Here is a 13599-nt window from a genome sequence, read left to right as displayed (position 1 = left end):
TTCCTTTTTCTGACTGACTATGTGCGTGCCGGAGACAGGATCATGAAGTGGGATAGGCTGGATGAGGAGCCCTGCTCGCTCTCCCGCACGGTCGCCGTGGTCGGCGACCGCTGGACGCTGCTCATCCTGCGCGAATGCTTTTTGCGGGTGCGACGCTTCGAGGCGTTTCAGTCGTCGCTCCAGATCACGCGGCATCTCTTGTCGGAGCGGCTGAAGAAGCTGGTCCGCTTCGGCATCCTGCGCCGCGTCCCCTATTCCGAAGCGCCCAAGCGCTACGAATACATCCTGACGCAGAAGGGCCTCGACCTCTATCCTGTCATCATGGCGATGGTGCATTGGGGCGACACCCACATGGGCGACGAGCGCGGCCGCCCGCTGCTGCACGAGCACAAGAGCTGCGGCAAGCTGTTCGACCCGGTGATGGTGTGCTCGGAATGCGGCGATGTGCTGCATGCCAAGCAGGTTCATGTGCATGCGGGGCCTGGGCAGGCAAGGGCGATTGCTTAAGCTGCTCCAACCACAGCCGTCATCGCCCGGCTTGACCGGGCGATCCAGTATTCCAGAGGCCAGCGTTGAAGGGCTCGCTCTCACCACATCCGCCGCGGCGTACTGGATCGCCCGCCTCCGCGGGCGATGACGCCGAGGGTGGGATACGATCTCACGCCATCGACGCACTGACCGCCATTGCGCTCAATGCCCGCGCGCCGGCGCGCCGAGATTGATCGGGCGCAGCACGGCCGCGGTCGGAATCATCAGCACGGCAATGATCGCGAGCGTCCAGAACACGTCGATATAGGCGAGGAAATCGACCTGCTGCTGCAAGGTCCTGCCGACCCAGGCGACCGCCTGCGAGGCGGCATCGCTCGCATTCGAGCCCTGGGCCTGGAAGTAGCGCGTCATCGCCTCGATGGTCTGCTGGTAGCCGAGGTCGGATGGCGCGGCATGCTCGATCAGGCGGCTCTGATGGAATTGCTGGCGCTGCGCAAGAATCGTTTGCGCCAGCGCGACGCCCATGGAGCCGCCGATATTGCGGGCGACATTGATCAGCGCGGAGGCCTGGTTGGTCTTGTCGGACGGCACGCCGTCATAGGAGGCCGTCGTCACCGGCAGAAACAGGAAGGGGAGGCCGACCGCTAGAAAGATGCGAGCCAGCGCCGCGTAGCCGTACGTGATGTCGCCATTGAGCCCGGTCAGATGCCACATCGAGAACGCCACGACCGCGGCGCCGAACATGATGAGATATTTGGGCTGCACCGTGCTGACGAGCCTGCCAACCACGGGCATCAGCAACAATGTTGCGATACCGCCGGGCGACAACGCGAGACCGGCCAGCATCGCCGTGTAATTCAGCTCGGTCTGAAGCAGTTGCGGCAGAAGCTGCGTGGTCGAGATCAGCACCGCGCCGGTGCCGAGCATGACCAGGAAGCAGGCGGCGAACTGGCGGCGGCCGAGCAGGCGGAGATCCACGATGGGGTCTTCGCGCGTCAGCTCCCACGGGATGAGCGCGAGCAGCGAGACCGCCGCGAGCACCGCGAAAAGCACGATCATATTCGAGCCGAACCAGTCGTTGCGCTGGCCTTCGTCGAGCACGAATTCGAGCGAGCCGAGCCCGATCGCGACCAGGGCGAAGCCGATATAGTCGACGCGCAGGCCCTTCGCGAGCAGCTTCGCCCGCTCCTCCTCCGCGCCCGACGGCTCCTTGACCAGCGTGCCGACCAGGAACAGCGAGAGCAGCCCCATCGGCACGTTGATCAGGAACACCCAGTGCCAGCTATAGGTATCGGTGATCCAGCCGCCAAGCGTCGGGCCGACCACCGGCGCGACGACAACGGCGACCCCATAGATCGCAAAGGCCTGGCCTCGTTTCTCCGGCGGGAAGGAATCGGCGAGGATCGCCTGCTCGCTGGTGGCCATGCCGCCGCCGCCGAGACCTTGCAGGATGCGGAACAGCACCAGCGCCTGCAAATTCCACGCGAAGCCGCACAACAAGGACGCCACCGAGAAGGTCGCCACGCAGAGCATGTAGAAGCGCTTGCGGCCGATCACGGTCGACAGCCAGCCCGAGATCGACAGCACGATGGCATTGGCGACGAGATAGCTGGTGATGACGTAGGTGCTCTCGTCGATGCCGACCGCGAGCCCGCCGGCAATGTGGCGCAACGCGACATTGGCAATGGTGGTGTCGAGCACCTCCATGAAGGTCGCGATCGAGACCACGAAGGCGATGAGATAAGGATTGTGCCCGCCGGCCGCCGAGCGCTCCGGCGACCAGGCACCAGCGGACGCGCCGTCTTGCGTTGAGTCCGTCATCGCACCCTGGTCCAGGGCACGACCGACATGCCGGGGCCTACAGGCAGATCGGCCGGCCAAACGTCGACCACGATCTTCACCGGCACGCGCTGCACCACCTTGACGTAATTGCCGGTGGCATTCTCCGCCGGCAACAGGCTGAAGGCGGTGCCGGAGCCCGGCTGCACGGAATCGACATGGCCGGTCAGCTTGCGCCCGGGATAGGCGTCGATGCGGATCTCGACCGGCTGGCCCGGCCGCATGTCGGCGAGCTGGGTCTCCTTGTAATTGGCGACGATCCAGACATCGTCGGGAACGAACATCATCAGGCTCTGGCCTGCGGAGACGAACGTGCCCTTGGCGCCCGAGAGCTTGACGACGCGGCCGGACTGCGCCGCGACGATGCTGGTGTATTGCAGGTTCAGCCTGGCCTGATCGAGCTGCGCCTGCGACTGCTCGAGTTGCGCCTTGGCGCCTTCCAGCTGGGCTTCCAGGCTCTTGATGCCGACTTGCGCCGCGATCACCGCCGTCTTCGCGCGCTCCGTGTTGGCCTGTTGGGCCTGAAGATCGGAGCGGGTCTGCTGCTGACGCTGCACGGTGCCGGCGCCCTTCTCGACGAGATCTTGTGCGCGGTTGAACTCCTCCTGCGAGAATTGAAGCTGGGCCTGCGCCTGCTCGAGCTGCGCCTGGGCCTGCTTGATCTGCTCCTGTTGGGAATCGATCTGCGCCGCGACATTGCTGATGTTGGCCTTGGAGACCGCGACCTGGGCCTCGGCCTGATCGACGGCGATGCGATAATCGCGCTCGTCGATCCTGGCGAGGAGATCGCCGGCATTGACATGCTGGTTGTCGGTCACAGGAATTTCGGTGACGTAGCCGCCGACCTTCGAGGCCACGGAAAAGCTGCGGGCGGCGACGAAGGCATCATCAGTGGATTCATAGTGGCGGACCTGGAGCCAGTAGAGCAGACCGCCGACCAACGCTGCGATCAGCACGATGGTGCCGACGGTTGCGAGCAGCCAGTGCTCGGCGATCCGCTCGCGCAGCGTCGGAGTTTGGTCCGGCTTGGCCGGGTGCTCCCTGCTCTCGAGCTTTGGATCAGGCGAAGTCTTTGGAGCTTCCGCCTTCTGCGGCTGCTCCGCGGACGGGCCACGCTCCCGGATTTGAGCATCCACGGCGAACACCTCGATCGGGGTTTTTGCTGCGGCAGAGGCTCGCCTTGCGCGCACGCCGGAACCTAACCGTAGCGCTGGAGCATGGTTCCGGCTGCCGGAAGCACCGCCGTCAATCGTGAACGCATTGCGCAAGAAAGAAGCGCGGCACCGGCGGTACCGCGCTTCATCCATTGCCTGCGCACGAGATCAGTGCGTTTTGGTCTCGTGCCATTTCTCCAGATCGGGCTTCACCTTGTCCGATCCTTGCTCTTTTTCCGGAGTGCCCTTCCAGGGCGTGTCCGTCTGCCTGTGCGAACCCCAGTCAGTCTGATCCCGGGGATCGTCGGTCGGCCGTTCCTTGCTCATCGATCAGCCTTTCTGCAACATGTTCACGCGAATGGAACGCCGTAATAGGCATTGATGCCGCGCATCGCGGCATCGTCGCCCCAGTTCCAATCGCTGCGCTCGCCATATTTCGGCGCGCCTTCGAGCGCCTTTGCGGTGATTCCGGTGACATAGCCGCCGAGTTCGGTGTCGTATTTCAGCGACTGCCAGGGCAAGGGATAGTGATCGTTGCCGATCCCCAGGAATCCGCCGAAGCCGAGCACGGCGTAGGACACCTTGCCGCTGATCTTGTCGATCATCACGCGTTCGATCGAACCGATCCGGTTGCGGTCGGCACCGTAGACCGATGTTCCCTCGACCTTGTCGCTGCCGATCAGACGGCCCATCTCGCTGCGGTCCAGCTCGCCTTGATTCAACATGTCTGTTCTCCACTCAGCCGATATGGGGATCAACTGGCGCCCAGGGGCGATCGTTCCAGACGGCACCTGCGCCCAGGCAGGAACATCGCCGCAGGCGCGCTGTTCTTGGTTGTCCAGCCAAGGAAACCGGGAGCCGCCCGCGATGTCTCAGACCGTCTCAGACTTCATCGTCCAGCGTCTGCATCAATGGGGCGTGCGTCACATCTTCGGTTACCCCGGCGACGGCATCAACGGCGTGTTCGGCGCCCTGAACCGGGCGGAGGCCAAGGCCGAGACCAGGATCGGCTTCGTGCAGGCCCGCCACGAGGAGATGGCGGCGTTCATGGCATCGGCCTATGCGAAATTCTGCGGCGAGCTTGGCGTCTGCATCGCAACTTCCGGCCCCGGCGCCTCGCATCTCATCACCGGGCTCTATGACGCGCTGCTCGACCACCAGCCCGTGCTGGCGATTGTCGGCCAGCAGGCGCGAAACGCGCTCGGTGGCAGCTATCAGCAGGAACTCGATCTCGTCTCGATGTTCAAGGACGTTGCCGGCGCTTATGTCGCGCAGGCTTCCTCGCCCGCTCAAGTGCGGCACCTGATCGACCGCGCGGTACGGATCGCGCTCGCACGCCGGGCCCCGACGGCCATCATCCTGCCCAACGACCTGCAGGAAGAGCCCTATGAAGGGCCTCCGCGCACGCACGGCACGCTGCATTCCGGTGTCGGCTACAGCGGTCCACGAATGATGCCGCGCGAGGCCGAGCTCGATCATGCCGCCGAAGTTCTCAACGCCGGCAAGAAAGTCGCGATGCTGGTCGGTGCCGGCGCGCTGCACGCCACTGACGAAGTGATTGCAGTCGCCGACCGCCTGTCCGCCGGCTGCGCCAAGGCGCTGCTCGGCAAGGCGGCGCTGCCGGACGACCTGCCATGGGTGACGGGCTCGATCGGCCTGCTCGGCACCGAGCCGAGCTACAACATGATGATGGAATGCGACACGCTGCTGATGGTCGGCTCCGCGTTCCCTTACGCGGAATTCCTTCCCAAGGAAGGCGCCGCGCGCGGCGTGCAGATCGACATCGACGCCGGCATGACGTCGATCCGTTTCCCCATGGAGGTCAGCCTGGTCGGCGATGCGGCCGAGACGTTGCGGAGCCTGCTGCCACGGCTCGCCCCCAAGCGCGACGGCGCCTGGCGGCAGTCGATCGCGGATGACGTCGCCAAATGGTGGACAACGCTGGACGACCGGGCGCATCAGCCCGCTGCGCCGATCAATCCGCAGCTCGTCGCCTGGGAATTGTCGCCGCGCTTGCCCGAGAACGCCATCATCACCAGCGATTCCGGCTCCTGCGCCAACTGGTTTGCGCGCGATCTGAAAATACGACGCGGCATGATGGCCTCGCTGTCCGGCGGCCTCGCCTCGATGGGCGCCGCCGTGCCTTATGCGCTGGCGGCGAAATATGCCCATCCTGACCGCCCCGTGATCGCATTGGTCGGCGACGGCGCCATGCAGATGAACAACATGGCCGAATTGATCACGGCCGCCAAATACTGGCGATCCTGGCGCGATCCGCGCTTCGTCGTCTGCGTCTTCAACAACGAGGATCTCAACCAGGTCACGTGGGAGCAACGCATCATCAATGGCGACCCCAAATTCGAGGCCTCCCAGCGCATCCCCGACGTGCCCTATTCGCGCTTTGCCGAGATGATCGGCCTCACCGGCATCTTCGTCGACAGCCCGCAGCTGCTCGGCTCGGCCTGGGAACAGGCGCTGGCAAGCGAGAAGCCTGTGGTCCTGGAGGTGAAGACCGATCCCGAGGTGCCGCCGCTGCCACCGCACATCACCTTGCAGCAGGCGAAGAACTTCTCCCTCGCCTTGATGAAGGGCGATCCCAACGAGAGCAGCGTGATCAAGGGCGCGGCGCGGCAGGTGCTCGAAAAAATCCTGCCTGGAAAGGAATGAGGTGAACCATGAGCGACTTTCGTGACATTCAGCATGGCGTCAACGATCCGGTCGACGGCGTCGACGTGAAGCGTCAGATCAACACCAACCAGACGCCGCACGAGCGGGCGCAGCGTCATGCCGACGTGCGAGCCGAACCGTCGGCCTCGCCGTCCGAGCCGTTCCTGCCCGAGCGGCTGCGGCGAAAGGCGACCGATCCGATCAATCCCCGCACCGGCCGTCACCCCACGGATTAGGAACCTCGGTCCCGAAACCGTGTTGATCGCCACGAAGACCGGCGCGGCAAGCGCCGTGCGGTCAATCAGAGGGACCGGACCATGAAACGTACCGTCATCGCGTTTGCCTGCGTGCTTCTTGCAGGCCCAGCTCTCGCCCAGTCGCTTGGCGAGAAGACCGGCGTCAATTCGGCGCTCGGTGTCGCGCCTGCGACCGCCGATTTCGTCAAGGAGGTCGCCATCAGCGACATGTTCGAGATCGAGTCGAGCAAGCTCGCACAGCAGAAGGGCAACGCGCAGGAGAAGAGCTTTGCGCAGCAAATGGTCACCGACCACAGCAAGACCAGCAGCGAGCTGAAGGGCCTCGTCGGCAACGGCAAGGTCCAGGCGACGTTGCCGACCGCGCTCGACAGCTCGCACCAGAGCAAGCTCGACAAGCTCACGAGTGCCTCGGGCAAGGATTTCAGCACGGACTACAACTCCTACCAGGTCAGCGCCCACGAGGACGCAGTCTCCCTTTTTGAGCGTTACGCCAAGGGTGGCGACAATTCCGAGCTGAAGGATTGGGCGGGTAAGACGCTGCCCGCGCTCAGGCACCACCTCGACATGGCCAAGGAGCTCGGCAAAGCACCGAGCGTCGGGCAGTCGAAGTAAAAGCCTTCGTGAGGACGCCGGTGGCTCCCGGCGTCCATCGTTCTGCAACGATGCCAGCCTCCGCGCATTGAGATCGCGAATGTGAAGGCCCTCATGGCACATCAAGGCAAGACTTCAGTGTCCCGCCGGCACGTCGTCCGCGCGGCGAGCGCCACGCTCGCTGCGGCTTCGCTGGCGTCGTCGACCGCGCAAGGAAACGCTGACATGGCCGAGCAAGACCTGATCGATCCCGTCACCCGCTATCCCAAGCCGCCCTTCAAGAAGCAATCGCAACCCTGGCCCGGCCTCGCCGGCAAGATGGAGCCGCGACCGGATCACGGCGAGAGCAGCTACAAAGGCTCCGGCCGCCTCAAAGGCCGCAAGGCGCTGATCACCGGCGGCGATTCCGGCATGGGCCGGGCGGCCGCGATCGCCTATGCGCGCGAAGGCGCCGACGTCGCCATCAACTATCTGCCCGCGGAGGAGCCGGACGCGCAGGAGGTGATTGCATTGATCAGGAAGGAAGGTCGCACCGGCCTCGCCATTCCCGGCGATCTCAAGGACGAAGCTTTCTGCAAGAAGCTGGTGGACGAGGCCGTCCAGGGCCTCGGCGGGCTCGACATCATCGTCAACAACGCCGCCCGGCAGCAGACCCGCGCGTCCATCCTCGATGTCTCGTCGGAGGATTTCGACGCGACCATGAAAACCAACATCTACGCGCCGTTCTGGATCATCAAGGCGGCGCTGCCGCATCTCAAGCCCGGCTCCTGCATCATCGGCACGACATCCGAGCAGGCCTACGATCCCTCGCCGGATCTCTACGACTACGCGCAGACCAAGGCGGCGACGATGAGCTATGTGAAGTCCCTGGCCAAGCAGCTCGCCTCGAAGGGCATTCGCGTCAACGGCGTTGCGCCGGGACCGATCTGGACGCCGCTCCAGGTCTCCGGCGGCGCGACGATGGAGAAGCTGGAAAAGTTCGGCGGCATGACGCCGCTTGGCCGTCCCGGCCAACCCGCCGAGCTGGCTTCGATCTATGTGCAGCTTGCCGCGGCCGATGCGAGTTATGCGACCGGCCAAGTCTATGGTTCTGCCGGTGGATCCGGGCAACCGTAAAAGGAACTCTCGGGCCGGAAAATCCGTTGTCATGCAAGTGTAACGCAACTGTCACGATGTTAGCTTGTTCACAACGGATCAATGGCGCTCTTCACTGTAGAACCGACACGCGTCGACAATGCGATCGCCAACCAGATCGCAAGCCACACTAACTCGAAACTGGAGCATGTAGCCGAGGCCCTGACTTGGGGAGCCGACGAGCACGTTCTGATAGGACTCGCTGCGGCTGGATGGGTCTACGCCCAACTGTGCGCGCCCAGGCAACGTTCGACCGCAAATCACATCTTGCTGGTGTCGCTGGTAACGGCGGCGCTGCCGCATGTCCTGAAGTCCGTGTTCGATCAGACACGACCGGATCGGCTGACGGCACTCGGCCATTGTCGTGGCGTTCCCTTGTCAGGGCGTGCCCGAGACGCATTTCCGTCCGGCCACGCCGTCCACATGGGCGCCCTCGCCTCCGCTGCTGGCCTGCTTCCGTCCGGGCCGCGGCGCATGGTTCGCGCTCTCGCCGTAGGGCTTTCGCTGACCCGCGTCGTCCTGCTTGCACATTGGGCGAGCGATGTGCTGGCCGGTTTTACCTTGGGCATCGCTGTCGAACGAGTTTTACGGCTCTTTACGCTCAGCCGGTGGCACAGCGCTCCCGGGCTCGGCGATGACTGAGTATCTCCTGCGATTCATCGCCGGGGGCGCGATCGTATCGGCCTTCGCGATTCTCGGCGACATGTTGCGACCCAAGAGTTTCGCAGGGCTCCTCGCGGCGGCGCCGTCGGTGGCGCTGGCAACCCTCAGCATCGCCGTCGTTCAGCACGGCGCGCGATATGCTGCTGCGGAAAGCTGGACCATGATCTATGGCGCAGCAGCCCTCGCCTGCTACAGCATCGCGGTCTGCCAAATTCTGATGAGGTTTCGCTTCCGGGCGCTCTCTGCCACTCTCATCGCTTCCGTCGTCTGGCTTGCGGTCGCCTTCGCCCTGCTCGCGGGCTTAGGAGGGACCACGTGATGCTGGTCAAGCTGTCATCATCGGCTCTAAAGCAAACACGCTGGTACGAGTACGGCATTCGCTTCGTGCTCGGCGGATCGGCGACCGTTTTCACCGGCCTCGTCAGCGCACGCTTTGGCGTGGCCATCGGCGGGCTCTTCCTCGCGCTCCCAGCCATCTTCTGCGCCAGCGCGACCCTGATCGAGAGCCACGAGCGCCGCGCCAAGGAAAAGGCCGGTCTTGCCGGACGGCGACGCGGGCAGCAGGCTGCAGCTCTCGATGCTGCGGGGGCTGGCCTCGGAAGCATTGGTCTTGCGGCGTTTGCCGCGACCTTCCACGCCCTGGTCACGGCGAGCGTGGTCGGGGCATTCGCGGCTTCTATCCTGGTATGGGCTGCCGTCTCTGTGGCTGCGTGGTGGCTGAGGCGAAAGCTTCGCATCACCTCCCGTCACGCGGACTGAACGCTGAGGGCGATCAGCGAGAAGCCACTGCCGCTTCCCCCAACTTGAGGAAATCGTACATCTCGGCTGCCGTTTTCAACTGATCGATACGGGCCGCGACGGAGTCGCGCTGATGACCGTCAGGCAGGCGCGACAGCTCATTCTCGAGCCGCAGCCTCTGCTCATGGAGACGTTGTTCGAACGTATGGGGCTCAGATCGTTTTCGCATCATCTGTCCTTGGATCTGTCCTTGGGGGTTGCAGGCCCGGGCTGTTGGCCCAGCGCTCGATCTGCTCGATGACCTTCTTGTGGCTCGGACGCACCGGCTTTGGTCCTTCGGGCTCGTCGGAAAGGTTGCGGGGTAACCTGACTTCATCTGTCATGGCCAATCTCCCTTTGCAGGAGAATGCACCAAAGCCCAACTCGTTTCAATATTAACTTATTGATTTCATTGACTATTCTAACTCATTTGGAGGTTTTGACGACTCTTGTGGAACCCGCGCCGATCTCGCCCGTTGAACAAACTACTCAACTTACTCACTTTGTGTGATCGACCATGAACGACCTTCGCGCGGAGCGCCTCCAGGTCATGCTTTCTCGGGAAGAGCTGGCCGCGGTTGACGATTTCCGGTTCAAGCACCGCATGCCGACACGTGCGGCAGCCGTCCGCGAACTTCTCAAGTCGGGACTGGCCGCCGTTGGCGTCGATGCGATACCGGGGGTCAAGTCGAGCAGCTTCGGCGTATTCGGGCGCGGACCGGAGGGGCACACTCAGAACGATCCCGAGAACGGCGCCGGGGGCTGAAAACGGCACCGGGGGCTGATCGCAGCCTTACAGCAAAACGGCCCCGGCACGGGGCGTGCCAGGGCCGTTGGAGATTGCTTCCGGAGCACCGGGGGCATGTCACCGGAAGCAATCAGTCGACTCTTCGCAGGACGATTCGTTCCTCGCGAAAAATTAGCCGCTCGGAGCCTCGCCGGAATCATCCGACGTCATGCCTGAGCCCGGCGTCTTGCTGTTGTCGTTGAGCTTGGGATCGCGCGTCGCCTCGCGCGATGGTGAACCGGTTTCGTTTGTCTTGTGCACGGTCTGCGCACGGTGCTTGTCGCGCGGCTGATCCTCCCCGCGCTTGTCCTTGACGATGCCGTGGTCGGAATGTGCCATGATGTCCTCTCGCTTCTTCCGATGCCTCGAAGCGCTTACGCCTCCATGCACCGAATGTTCCTACGAGCGCGAGAGGAAGCAGTGCTAGCTGTGTGCCGCGTGCACCGCCACGGAGGCGTTTTCCTGATGGACCTGCCGGATCGTCGTCACGGTCGCAAACGCGACGGAGACGCCAAAGGCGAGAATGAGTGAGAGAAGTGCCAGACGTGGAGCCATCGCAAGAACCTCCTTCTGGAATCGAAAAATCAATGCGACCGACTGTTGACGGATCATCGTTGATTTCTGCAGCTCATTCCGTGAGCCGCCTCACACGCAGAGCCACGACAAAGGCGGCCGCCAGACGGCCCTAGCTTCAGACGCCCTGGCTTTGCACGACGCTGACCCTGACGGGCGGGACTTCGCCGTCGAGCCAGTCCTGCTCTCTCGCCAAGGCCGTCCAAGCATCCGCCATGCGGGAATAGCGATTAAAGGCGGGCCGCCCTTCCGAGCGCTCGGCCAATTGCAGGCAGTTCTCTGCGTTGTCCCTGAAGATATCAGACTGTTTCATGCCTTAGACGTGGGTACGGAACCCGGCGCCCGCAACCGCCTAAAGCGCGATGAGATCAGGATGAAACCCTCATTGCGCTTTAGGTTATTGTTTGAGCATGATCTTTTCGGAAAACCGCTGCACACTTTTCCGGATCATGCTCTAACGGGATCGTATCCTCCGCCGGAACCTTGCACGCTACAGGTCATTGAATGATCATGCGGATATTTGTCGCGATCATCCTGGCCTTCATCAGCACCGCGGCCGTTGCCGACAGCACCGGCGAGCAAATGCGCGGAGATCGTGTGCCTGACGCCACCGAGGTCATCAGTGGCCTCTACACTTTCAGCCGCTTCCAGCAAGACCTGTTGGAGAGTACCGACCTCAAGGGCAATGCGGAAGTCAAGAACCTCGCCGCACTTCGCGCCGAGGAGGCGGCCAAGCGCGACAAGACGCTGAAGGAGATTCAGGATGCGATCGGCGCCGAGCCGCGCCTGAGCAAGGCGACATCAACCGGCATCAGCCTCGCAAAACCCGATGATGCCGAGGGGCCGGCCTATGTCAGAACTTTCTATGCCGCCCAGATCCCCGAATACGAGTCCGCGATCACCCTGCTCGAGCGCTATCTGAGGACGCCTGACAATCCCGCGCTCGCGGCCTTCGCACGCGAGCACCTCCCGGTGCTCCGCGCGCAGTTGAAGGACGCCGAGCGCACCATGGCCGACAAGCAATAGCCCTACTTGTCCTCCGGATGATGTCGCTGATCCATCGGGCGCGCAGCGCTATTGCTGTCGAGCATCTTGTCCCGGCCGGCGTCGCCATTGTCGTCCTTGCCCCCCGAAGTCGAGGTGCCGCTGCCACTGGGGTTCGACTTGGTGGCGCTCCCCGTGGTCTGTGAATCCGCCTGCGGCGTGGCGGAGCTGGCGGCTGGATCTCCTGTTACGGCCCCGCGCCCGCTGGGCGCCCCAGCCTGCGCCAGCGCAGATCCCGTTGCGAATAATGCGGCGATGAGGACGCTCAATCCGGCTCTCATATGCGCTCTCCCTGTGTTTGGGGCTAACCTCAGGACCTGTCCCGGCGTTCCTAAGCCCAGGGCTCGTGGGTTTCGAAACCGGAACATCGCCCACCCCATTAAGGGTCGAAGAACTTTTAGCTAATCGAATGGAACTCTCGATACTCTTCGCCGTTAGCTTCGTCGGGCTGAGCACGGCAGGTTCCAATTCCCGGCGTCGCTACCTTGGCGCTTGATTTCGAATTTGGCTGACGCTCTAAGTTTGATCAGACGCGTCGCGCCAAGAGATTCGGCGGACGCCTGCGGGGGAATCAGTATGAGCGACCTCGATCCCGGAACTGCATCACGCTCCGGTCGTCGCGTCCCAAAACCCAAACCCAATGGCACCTCAGAGCCCGATGCCCGGCAGGAATTGCTGCTCGCGCTCCAGGCCATGCGCAGCGGCGATTTCTCCGTGCGCATGAGCGGCGACTATCTCGGCATCGACGGCAAGATCGCCGACACTCTTAACGAAATCATCGCAGCCAACCAGCGCATGGCGCAGCAGCTCGAGCTGGTCGGCCAGGTGGTCGGACGCGAAGGCAAGACGCGCCAGCGCGTCAAGTTCGGCCTCGCCTCCGGCTCCTGGGCCGACATGGAAGGGTCCGTCAACACCTTGATCGACGATCTGCTCTGGCCGACGCGCGAGGTGACGCGCGCCGTGGCGGCCGTGGCGCAGGGCGACCTGCTTCAGACGGTCAAGCTCGACGTCGATGGCCGCCCGCTGCGCGGCGAATTCCTGCAATCGGCGACCATCGTCAACACGATGATCAAGCAGCTCGGCGTGTTCACCTCCGAGGTGACGCGCGTCGCGCGCGAGGTCGGCACCGAGGGCAAGCTCGGCGGCCAGGCCCAGGTGCCTGAGGTGACCGGCGTCTGGAAGGACCTGACCGAGAGCGTCAACTCGATGGCGAACAACCTGACCAACCAGGTTCGCAACATCGCCGAGGTGACGATCGCGGTCGCCAACGGCGACCTGTCGAAAAAGATCACCGTCGACGTCCGCGGCGAGATCCTTCAGCTCAAGGAAGCCATCAACACGATGGTCGACCAGCTGCGCTCCTTCGCCTCGGAAGTGACGCGCGTGGCGCGCGAAGTCGGCACCGACGGCAAGCTCGGCGGCCAGGCCATCGTGCCCGGCGTTGCCGGCACCTGGAAGGACTTGACCGATTCCGTGAACGCGATGTGCGGCAACCTCACCGCACAGGTTCGCAACATCGCCAACGTGACGACCGCCGTGGCGCGCGGCGACTTGTCGCGCAAGATCACCGTGGACGTGCGCGGCGAAATCCTGGAGCTGAAGGACACCATCAACACCATGGTGG

Annotated in this window: 20 protein-coding genes; 11 read left to right on the top strand and 9 right to left on the bottom strand. The window is 63.6% G+C overall.

What is annotated here, in order from left to right:
- The first annotated feature begins 42 nt into the window (after positions 1-42).
- Positions 43-507: a helix-turn-helix domain-containing protein gene (locus HYH07_RS00495; RefSeq protein WP_220000606.1), complete on the top strand. Its 465-nt coding sequence runs from the start codon at positions 43-45 to the stop codon at positions 505-507.
- A gap of 183 nt (positions 508-690) precedes the next feature.
- Here HYH07_RS00495 and HYH07_RS00490 read toward each other — a convergent pair whose 3' ends face one another.
- The 4 genes from HYH07_RS00490 to HYH07_RS00475 form a co-directional block, all read right to left on the bottom strand.
- The gene (locus HYH07_RS00490) at positions 691-2310 is read right to left on the bottom strand and encodes a DHA2 family efflux MFS transporter permease subunit (RefSeq protein ID WP_220000605.1); all 1620 of its coding nucleotides are present in this window, start codon (positions 2308-2310) and stop codon (positions 691-693) included.
- The gene (locus tag HYH07_RS00485; protein ID WP_220000604.1) at positions 2307-3464 is read right to left on the bottom strand and encodes an HlyD family secretion protein; all 1158 of its coding nucleotides are present in this window, start codon (positions 3462-3464) and stop codon (positions 2307-2309) included. Before HYH07_RS00485 ends, HYH07_RS00490 begins: the two co-directional genes overlap by 4 nt.
- Positions 3465-3650: 186 nt before the next feature.
- The gene (locus tag HYH07_RS00480) at positions 3651-3809 is read right to left on the bottom strand and encodes a hypothetical protein (protein ID WP_220000603.1); all 159 of its coding nucleotides are present in this window, start codon (positions 3807-3809) and stop codon (positions 3651-3653) included.
- Positions 3810-3832: 23 nt separating this feature from the next.
- Entirely contained in the window at positions 3833-4207 is a 375-nt protein-coding gene (locus HYH07_RS00475; RefSeq protein ID WP_220000602.1) for a PRC-barrel domain-containing protein, read from the bottom strand.
- A gap of 142 nt (positions 4208-4349) precedes the next feature.
- Here HYH07_RS00475 and HYH07_RS00470 point away from each other — a divergent pair, with 142 nt between their 5' ends.
- The 7 genes from HYH07_RS00470 to HYH07_RS00440 all read left to right on the top strand — a co-directional run bounded on the left by HYH07_RS00470 (position 4350) and on the right by HYH07_RS00440 (position 9553).
- The gene (locus HYH07_RS00470; protein WP_220000601.1) at positions 4350-6149 is read left to right on the top strand and encodes a thiamine pyrophosphate-requiring protein; all 1800 of its coding nucleotides are present in this window, start codon (positions 4350-4352) and stop codon (positions 6147-6149) included.
- An 8-nt stretch (positions 6150-6157) separates the two neighbouring features.
- Positions 6158-6385, top strand: coding sequence for a hypothetical protein (locus HYH07_RS00465; RefSeq protein WP_220000600.1), 228 nt, complete (start codon positions 6158-6160; stop codon positions 6383-6385).
- Positions 6386-6466: 81 nt separating this feature from the next.
- The gene (locus HYH07_RS00460; RefSeq protein WP_220000599.1) at positions 6467-7018 is read left to right on the top strand and encodes a DUF4142 domain-containing protein; all 552 of its coding nucleotides are present in this window, start codon (positions 6467-6469) and stop codon (positions 7016-7018) included.
- A gap of 204 nt (positions 7019-7222) precedes the next feature.
- Positions 7223-8113: an SDR family oxidoreductase gene (locus HYH07_RS00455; RefSeq protein ID WP_220000598.1), complete on the top strand. Its 891-nt coding sequence runs from the start codon at positions 7223-7225 to the stop codon at positions 8111-8113.
- An 81-nt stretch (positions 8114-8194) separates the two neighbouring features.
- Entirely contained in the window at positions 8195-8773 is a 579-nt protein-coding gene (locus HYH07_RS00450; RefSeq protein ID WP_220000597.1) for a phosphatase PAP2 family protein, read from the top strand.
- The gene (locus tag HYH07_RS00445) at positions 8766-9113 is read left to right on the top strand and encodes a DUF3147 family protein (RefSeq protein WP_220000596.1); all 348 of its coding nucleotides are present in this window, start codon (positions 8766-8768) and stop codon (positions 9111-9113) included. The genes HYH07_RS00450 and HYH07_RS00445 overlap by 8 nt, the downstream gene beginning before the upstream one ends.
- Positions 9113-9553 (top strand): hypothetical protein, encoded by a 441-nt coding sequence (locus tag HYH07_RS00440; RefSeq protein WP_220000595.1) that lies wholly within the window; start codon positions 9113-9115, stop codon positions 9551-9553. The genes HYH07_RS00445 and HYH07_RS00440 overlap by 1 nt, the downstream gene beginning before the upstream one ends.
- A 191-nt stretch (positions 9554-9744) precedes the next feature.
- Here the strand turns inward: HYH07_RS00440 and HYH07_RS00435 are convergent, their stop codons facing one another.
- Positions 9745-9915: a hypothetical protein gene (locus HYH07_RS00435; RefSeq protein WP_220000594.1), complete on the bottom strand. Its 171-nt coding sequence runs from the start codon at positions 9913-9915 to the stop codon at positions 9745-9747.
- 173 nt (positions 9916-10088) lie between these two features.
- Between HYH07_RS00435 and HYH07_RS00430 the strand changes: the two genes are divergently transcribed.
- The gene (locus HYH07_RS00430; RefSeq protein ID WP_220000593.1) at positions 10089-10337 is read left to right on the top strand and encodes a hypothetical protein; all 249 of its coding nucleotides are present in this window, start codon (positions 10089-10091) and stop codon (positions 10335-10337) included.
- Between the two features lie 153 nt (positions 10338-10490).
- Here HYH07_RS00430 and HYH07_RS00425 read toward each other — a convergent pair whose 3' ends face one another.
- The 3 genes from HYH07_RS00425 to HYH07_RS00415 all read right to left on the bottom strand — a co-directional run bounded on the left by HYH07_RS00425 (position 10491) and on the right by HYH07_RS00415 (position 11244).
- Positions 10491-10697, bottom strand: a complete 207-nt coding sequence (locus HYH07_RS00425) for a hypothetical protein (RefSeq protein WP_220000592.1) — start codon at positions 10695-10697, stop codon at positions 10491-10493.
- 84 nt (positions 10698-10781) lie between these two features.
- Complete coding sequence (locus HYH07_RS00420) at positions 10782-10970, bottom strand: hypothetical protein (protein WP_220000591.1); 189 nt, start codon at positions 10968-10970, stop codon at positions 10782-10784.
- A 79-nt stretch (positions 10971-11049) separates the two neighbouring features.
- A complete protein-coding gene (locus HYH07_RS00415) occupies positions 11050-11244 on the bottom strand; it encodes a hypothetical protein (protein WP_220000590.1) in 195 nt (64 codons plus the stop codon).
- A gap of 197 nt (positions 11245-11441) precedes the next feature.
- Between HYH07_RS00415 and HYH07_RS00410 the strand changes: the two genes are divergently transcribed.
- The gene (locus HYH07_RS00410; protein WP_220000589.1) at positions 11442-11957 is read left to right on the top strand and encodes a DUF4142 domain-containing protein; all 516 of its coding nucleotides are present in this window, start codon (positions 11442-11444) and stop codon (positions 11955-11957) included.
- Between the two features lie 2 nt (positions 11958-11959).
- On the opposite strand, the gene HYH07_RS00405 is transcribed toward HYH07_RS00410, so the two are convergent.
- Positions 11960-12244 (bottom strand): hypothetical protein, encoded by a 285-nt coding sequence (locus HYH07_RS00405; RefSeq protein ID WP_409363866.1) that lies wholly within the window; start codon positions 12242-12244, stop codon positions 11960-11962.
- 424 nt (positions 12245-12668) lie between these two features.
- Here HYH07_RS00405 and HYH07_RS36200 point away from each other — a divergent pair.
- A partial coding sequence (locus HYH07_RS36200; RefSeq protein WP_228749151.1) for a HAMP domain-containing protein occupies positions 12669-13599 on the top strand: 931 nt, incomplete at its 3' end.

The sequence above is a fragment of the Bradyrhizobium sp. BR 10261 genome (assembly GCF_019455395.1).
Classification (GTDB): Bacteria; Pseudomonadota; Alphaproteobacteria; order Rhizobiales; family Xanthobacteraceae; genus Bradyrhizobium; species Bradyrhizobium manausense.
Note: the sequence above shows the minus strand (reverse complement) of the source record. Positions and strands in the feature narration are given on the sequence as shown.

Coding starts and splice junctions, on each gene's coding strand:
- HYH07_RS00480 (WP_220000603.1), bottom strand. CDS start 3,809: ATGAGCAAGGAACGGCCGACCGACGATCCCCGGGATCAGACTGACTGG.
- HYH07_RS00470 (WP_220000601.1), top strand. CDS start 4,350: ATGTCTCAGACCGTCTCAGACTTCATCGTCCAGCGTCTGCATCAATGG.
- HYH07_RS00415 (WP_220000590.1), bottom strand. CDS start 11,244: ATGAAACAGTCTGATATCTTCAGGGACAACGCAGAGAACTGCCTGCAA.
- HYH07_RS00495 (WP_220000606.1), top strand. CDS start 43: ATGAAGTGGGATAGGCTGGATGAGGAGCCCTGCTCGCTCTCCCGCACG.
- HYH07_RS00460 (WP_220000599.1), top strand. CDS start 6,467: ATGAAACGTACCGTCATCGCGTTTGCCTGCGTGCTTCTTGCAGGCCCA.
- HYH07_RS00430 (WP_220000593.1), top strand. CDS start 10,089: ATGAACGACCTTCGCGCGGAGCGCCTCCAGGTCATGCTTTCTCGGGAA.
- HYH07_RS00425 (WP_220000592.1), bottom strand. CDS start 10,697: ATGGCACATTCCGACCACGGCATCGTCAAGGACAAGCGCGGGGAGGAT.
- HYH07_RS00445 (WP_220000596.1), top strand. CDS start 8,766: ATGACTGAGTATCTCCTGCGATTCATCGCCGGGGGCGCGATCGTATCG.
- HYH07_RS00475 (WP_220000602.1), bottom strand. CDS start 4,207: ATGTTGAATCAAGGCGAGCTGGACCGCAGCGAGATGGGCCGTCTGATC.
- HYH07_RS00420 (WP_220000591.1), bottom strand. CDS start 10,970: ATGATCCGTCAACAGTCGGTCGCATTGATTTTTCGATTCCAGAAGGAG.
- HYH07_RS00440 (WP_220000595.1), top strand. CDS start 9,113: ATGCTGGTCAAGCTGTCATCATCGGCTCTAAAGCAAACACGCTGGTAC.
- HYH07_RS00455 (WP_220000598.1), top strand. CDS start 7,223: ATGGCCGAGCAAGACCTGATCGATCCCGTCACCCGCTATCCCAAGCCG.
- HYH07_RS00435 (WP_220000594.1), bottom strand. CDS start 9,915: ATGACAGATGAAGTCAGGTTACCCCGCAACCTTTCCGACGAGCCCGAA.
- HYH07_RS00490 (WP_220000605.1), bottom strand. CDS start 2,310: ATGACGGACTCAACGCAAGACGGCGCGTCCGCTGGTGCCTGGTCGCCG.
- HYH07_RS00410 (WP_220000589.1), top strand. CDS start 11,442: ATGCGGATATTTGTCGCGATCATCCTGGCCTTCATCAGCACCGCGGCC.
- HYH07_RS00450 (WP_220000597.1), top strand. CDS start 8,195: ATGGCGCTCTTCACTGTAGAACCGACACGCGTCGACAATGCGATCGCC.
- HYH07_RS00465 (WP_220000600.1), top strand. CDS start 6,158: ATGAGCGACTTTCGTGACATTCAGCATGGCGTCAACGATCCGGTCGAC.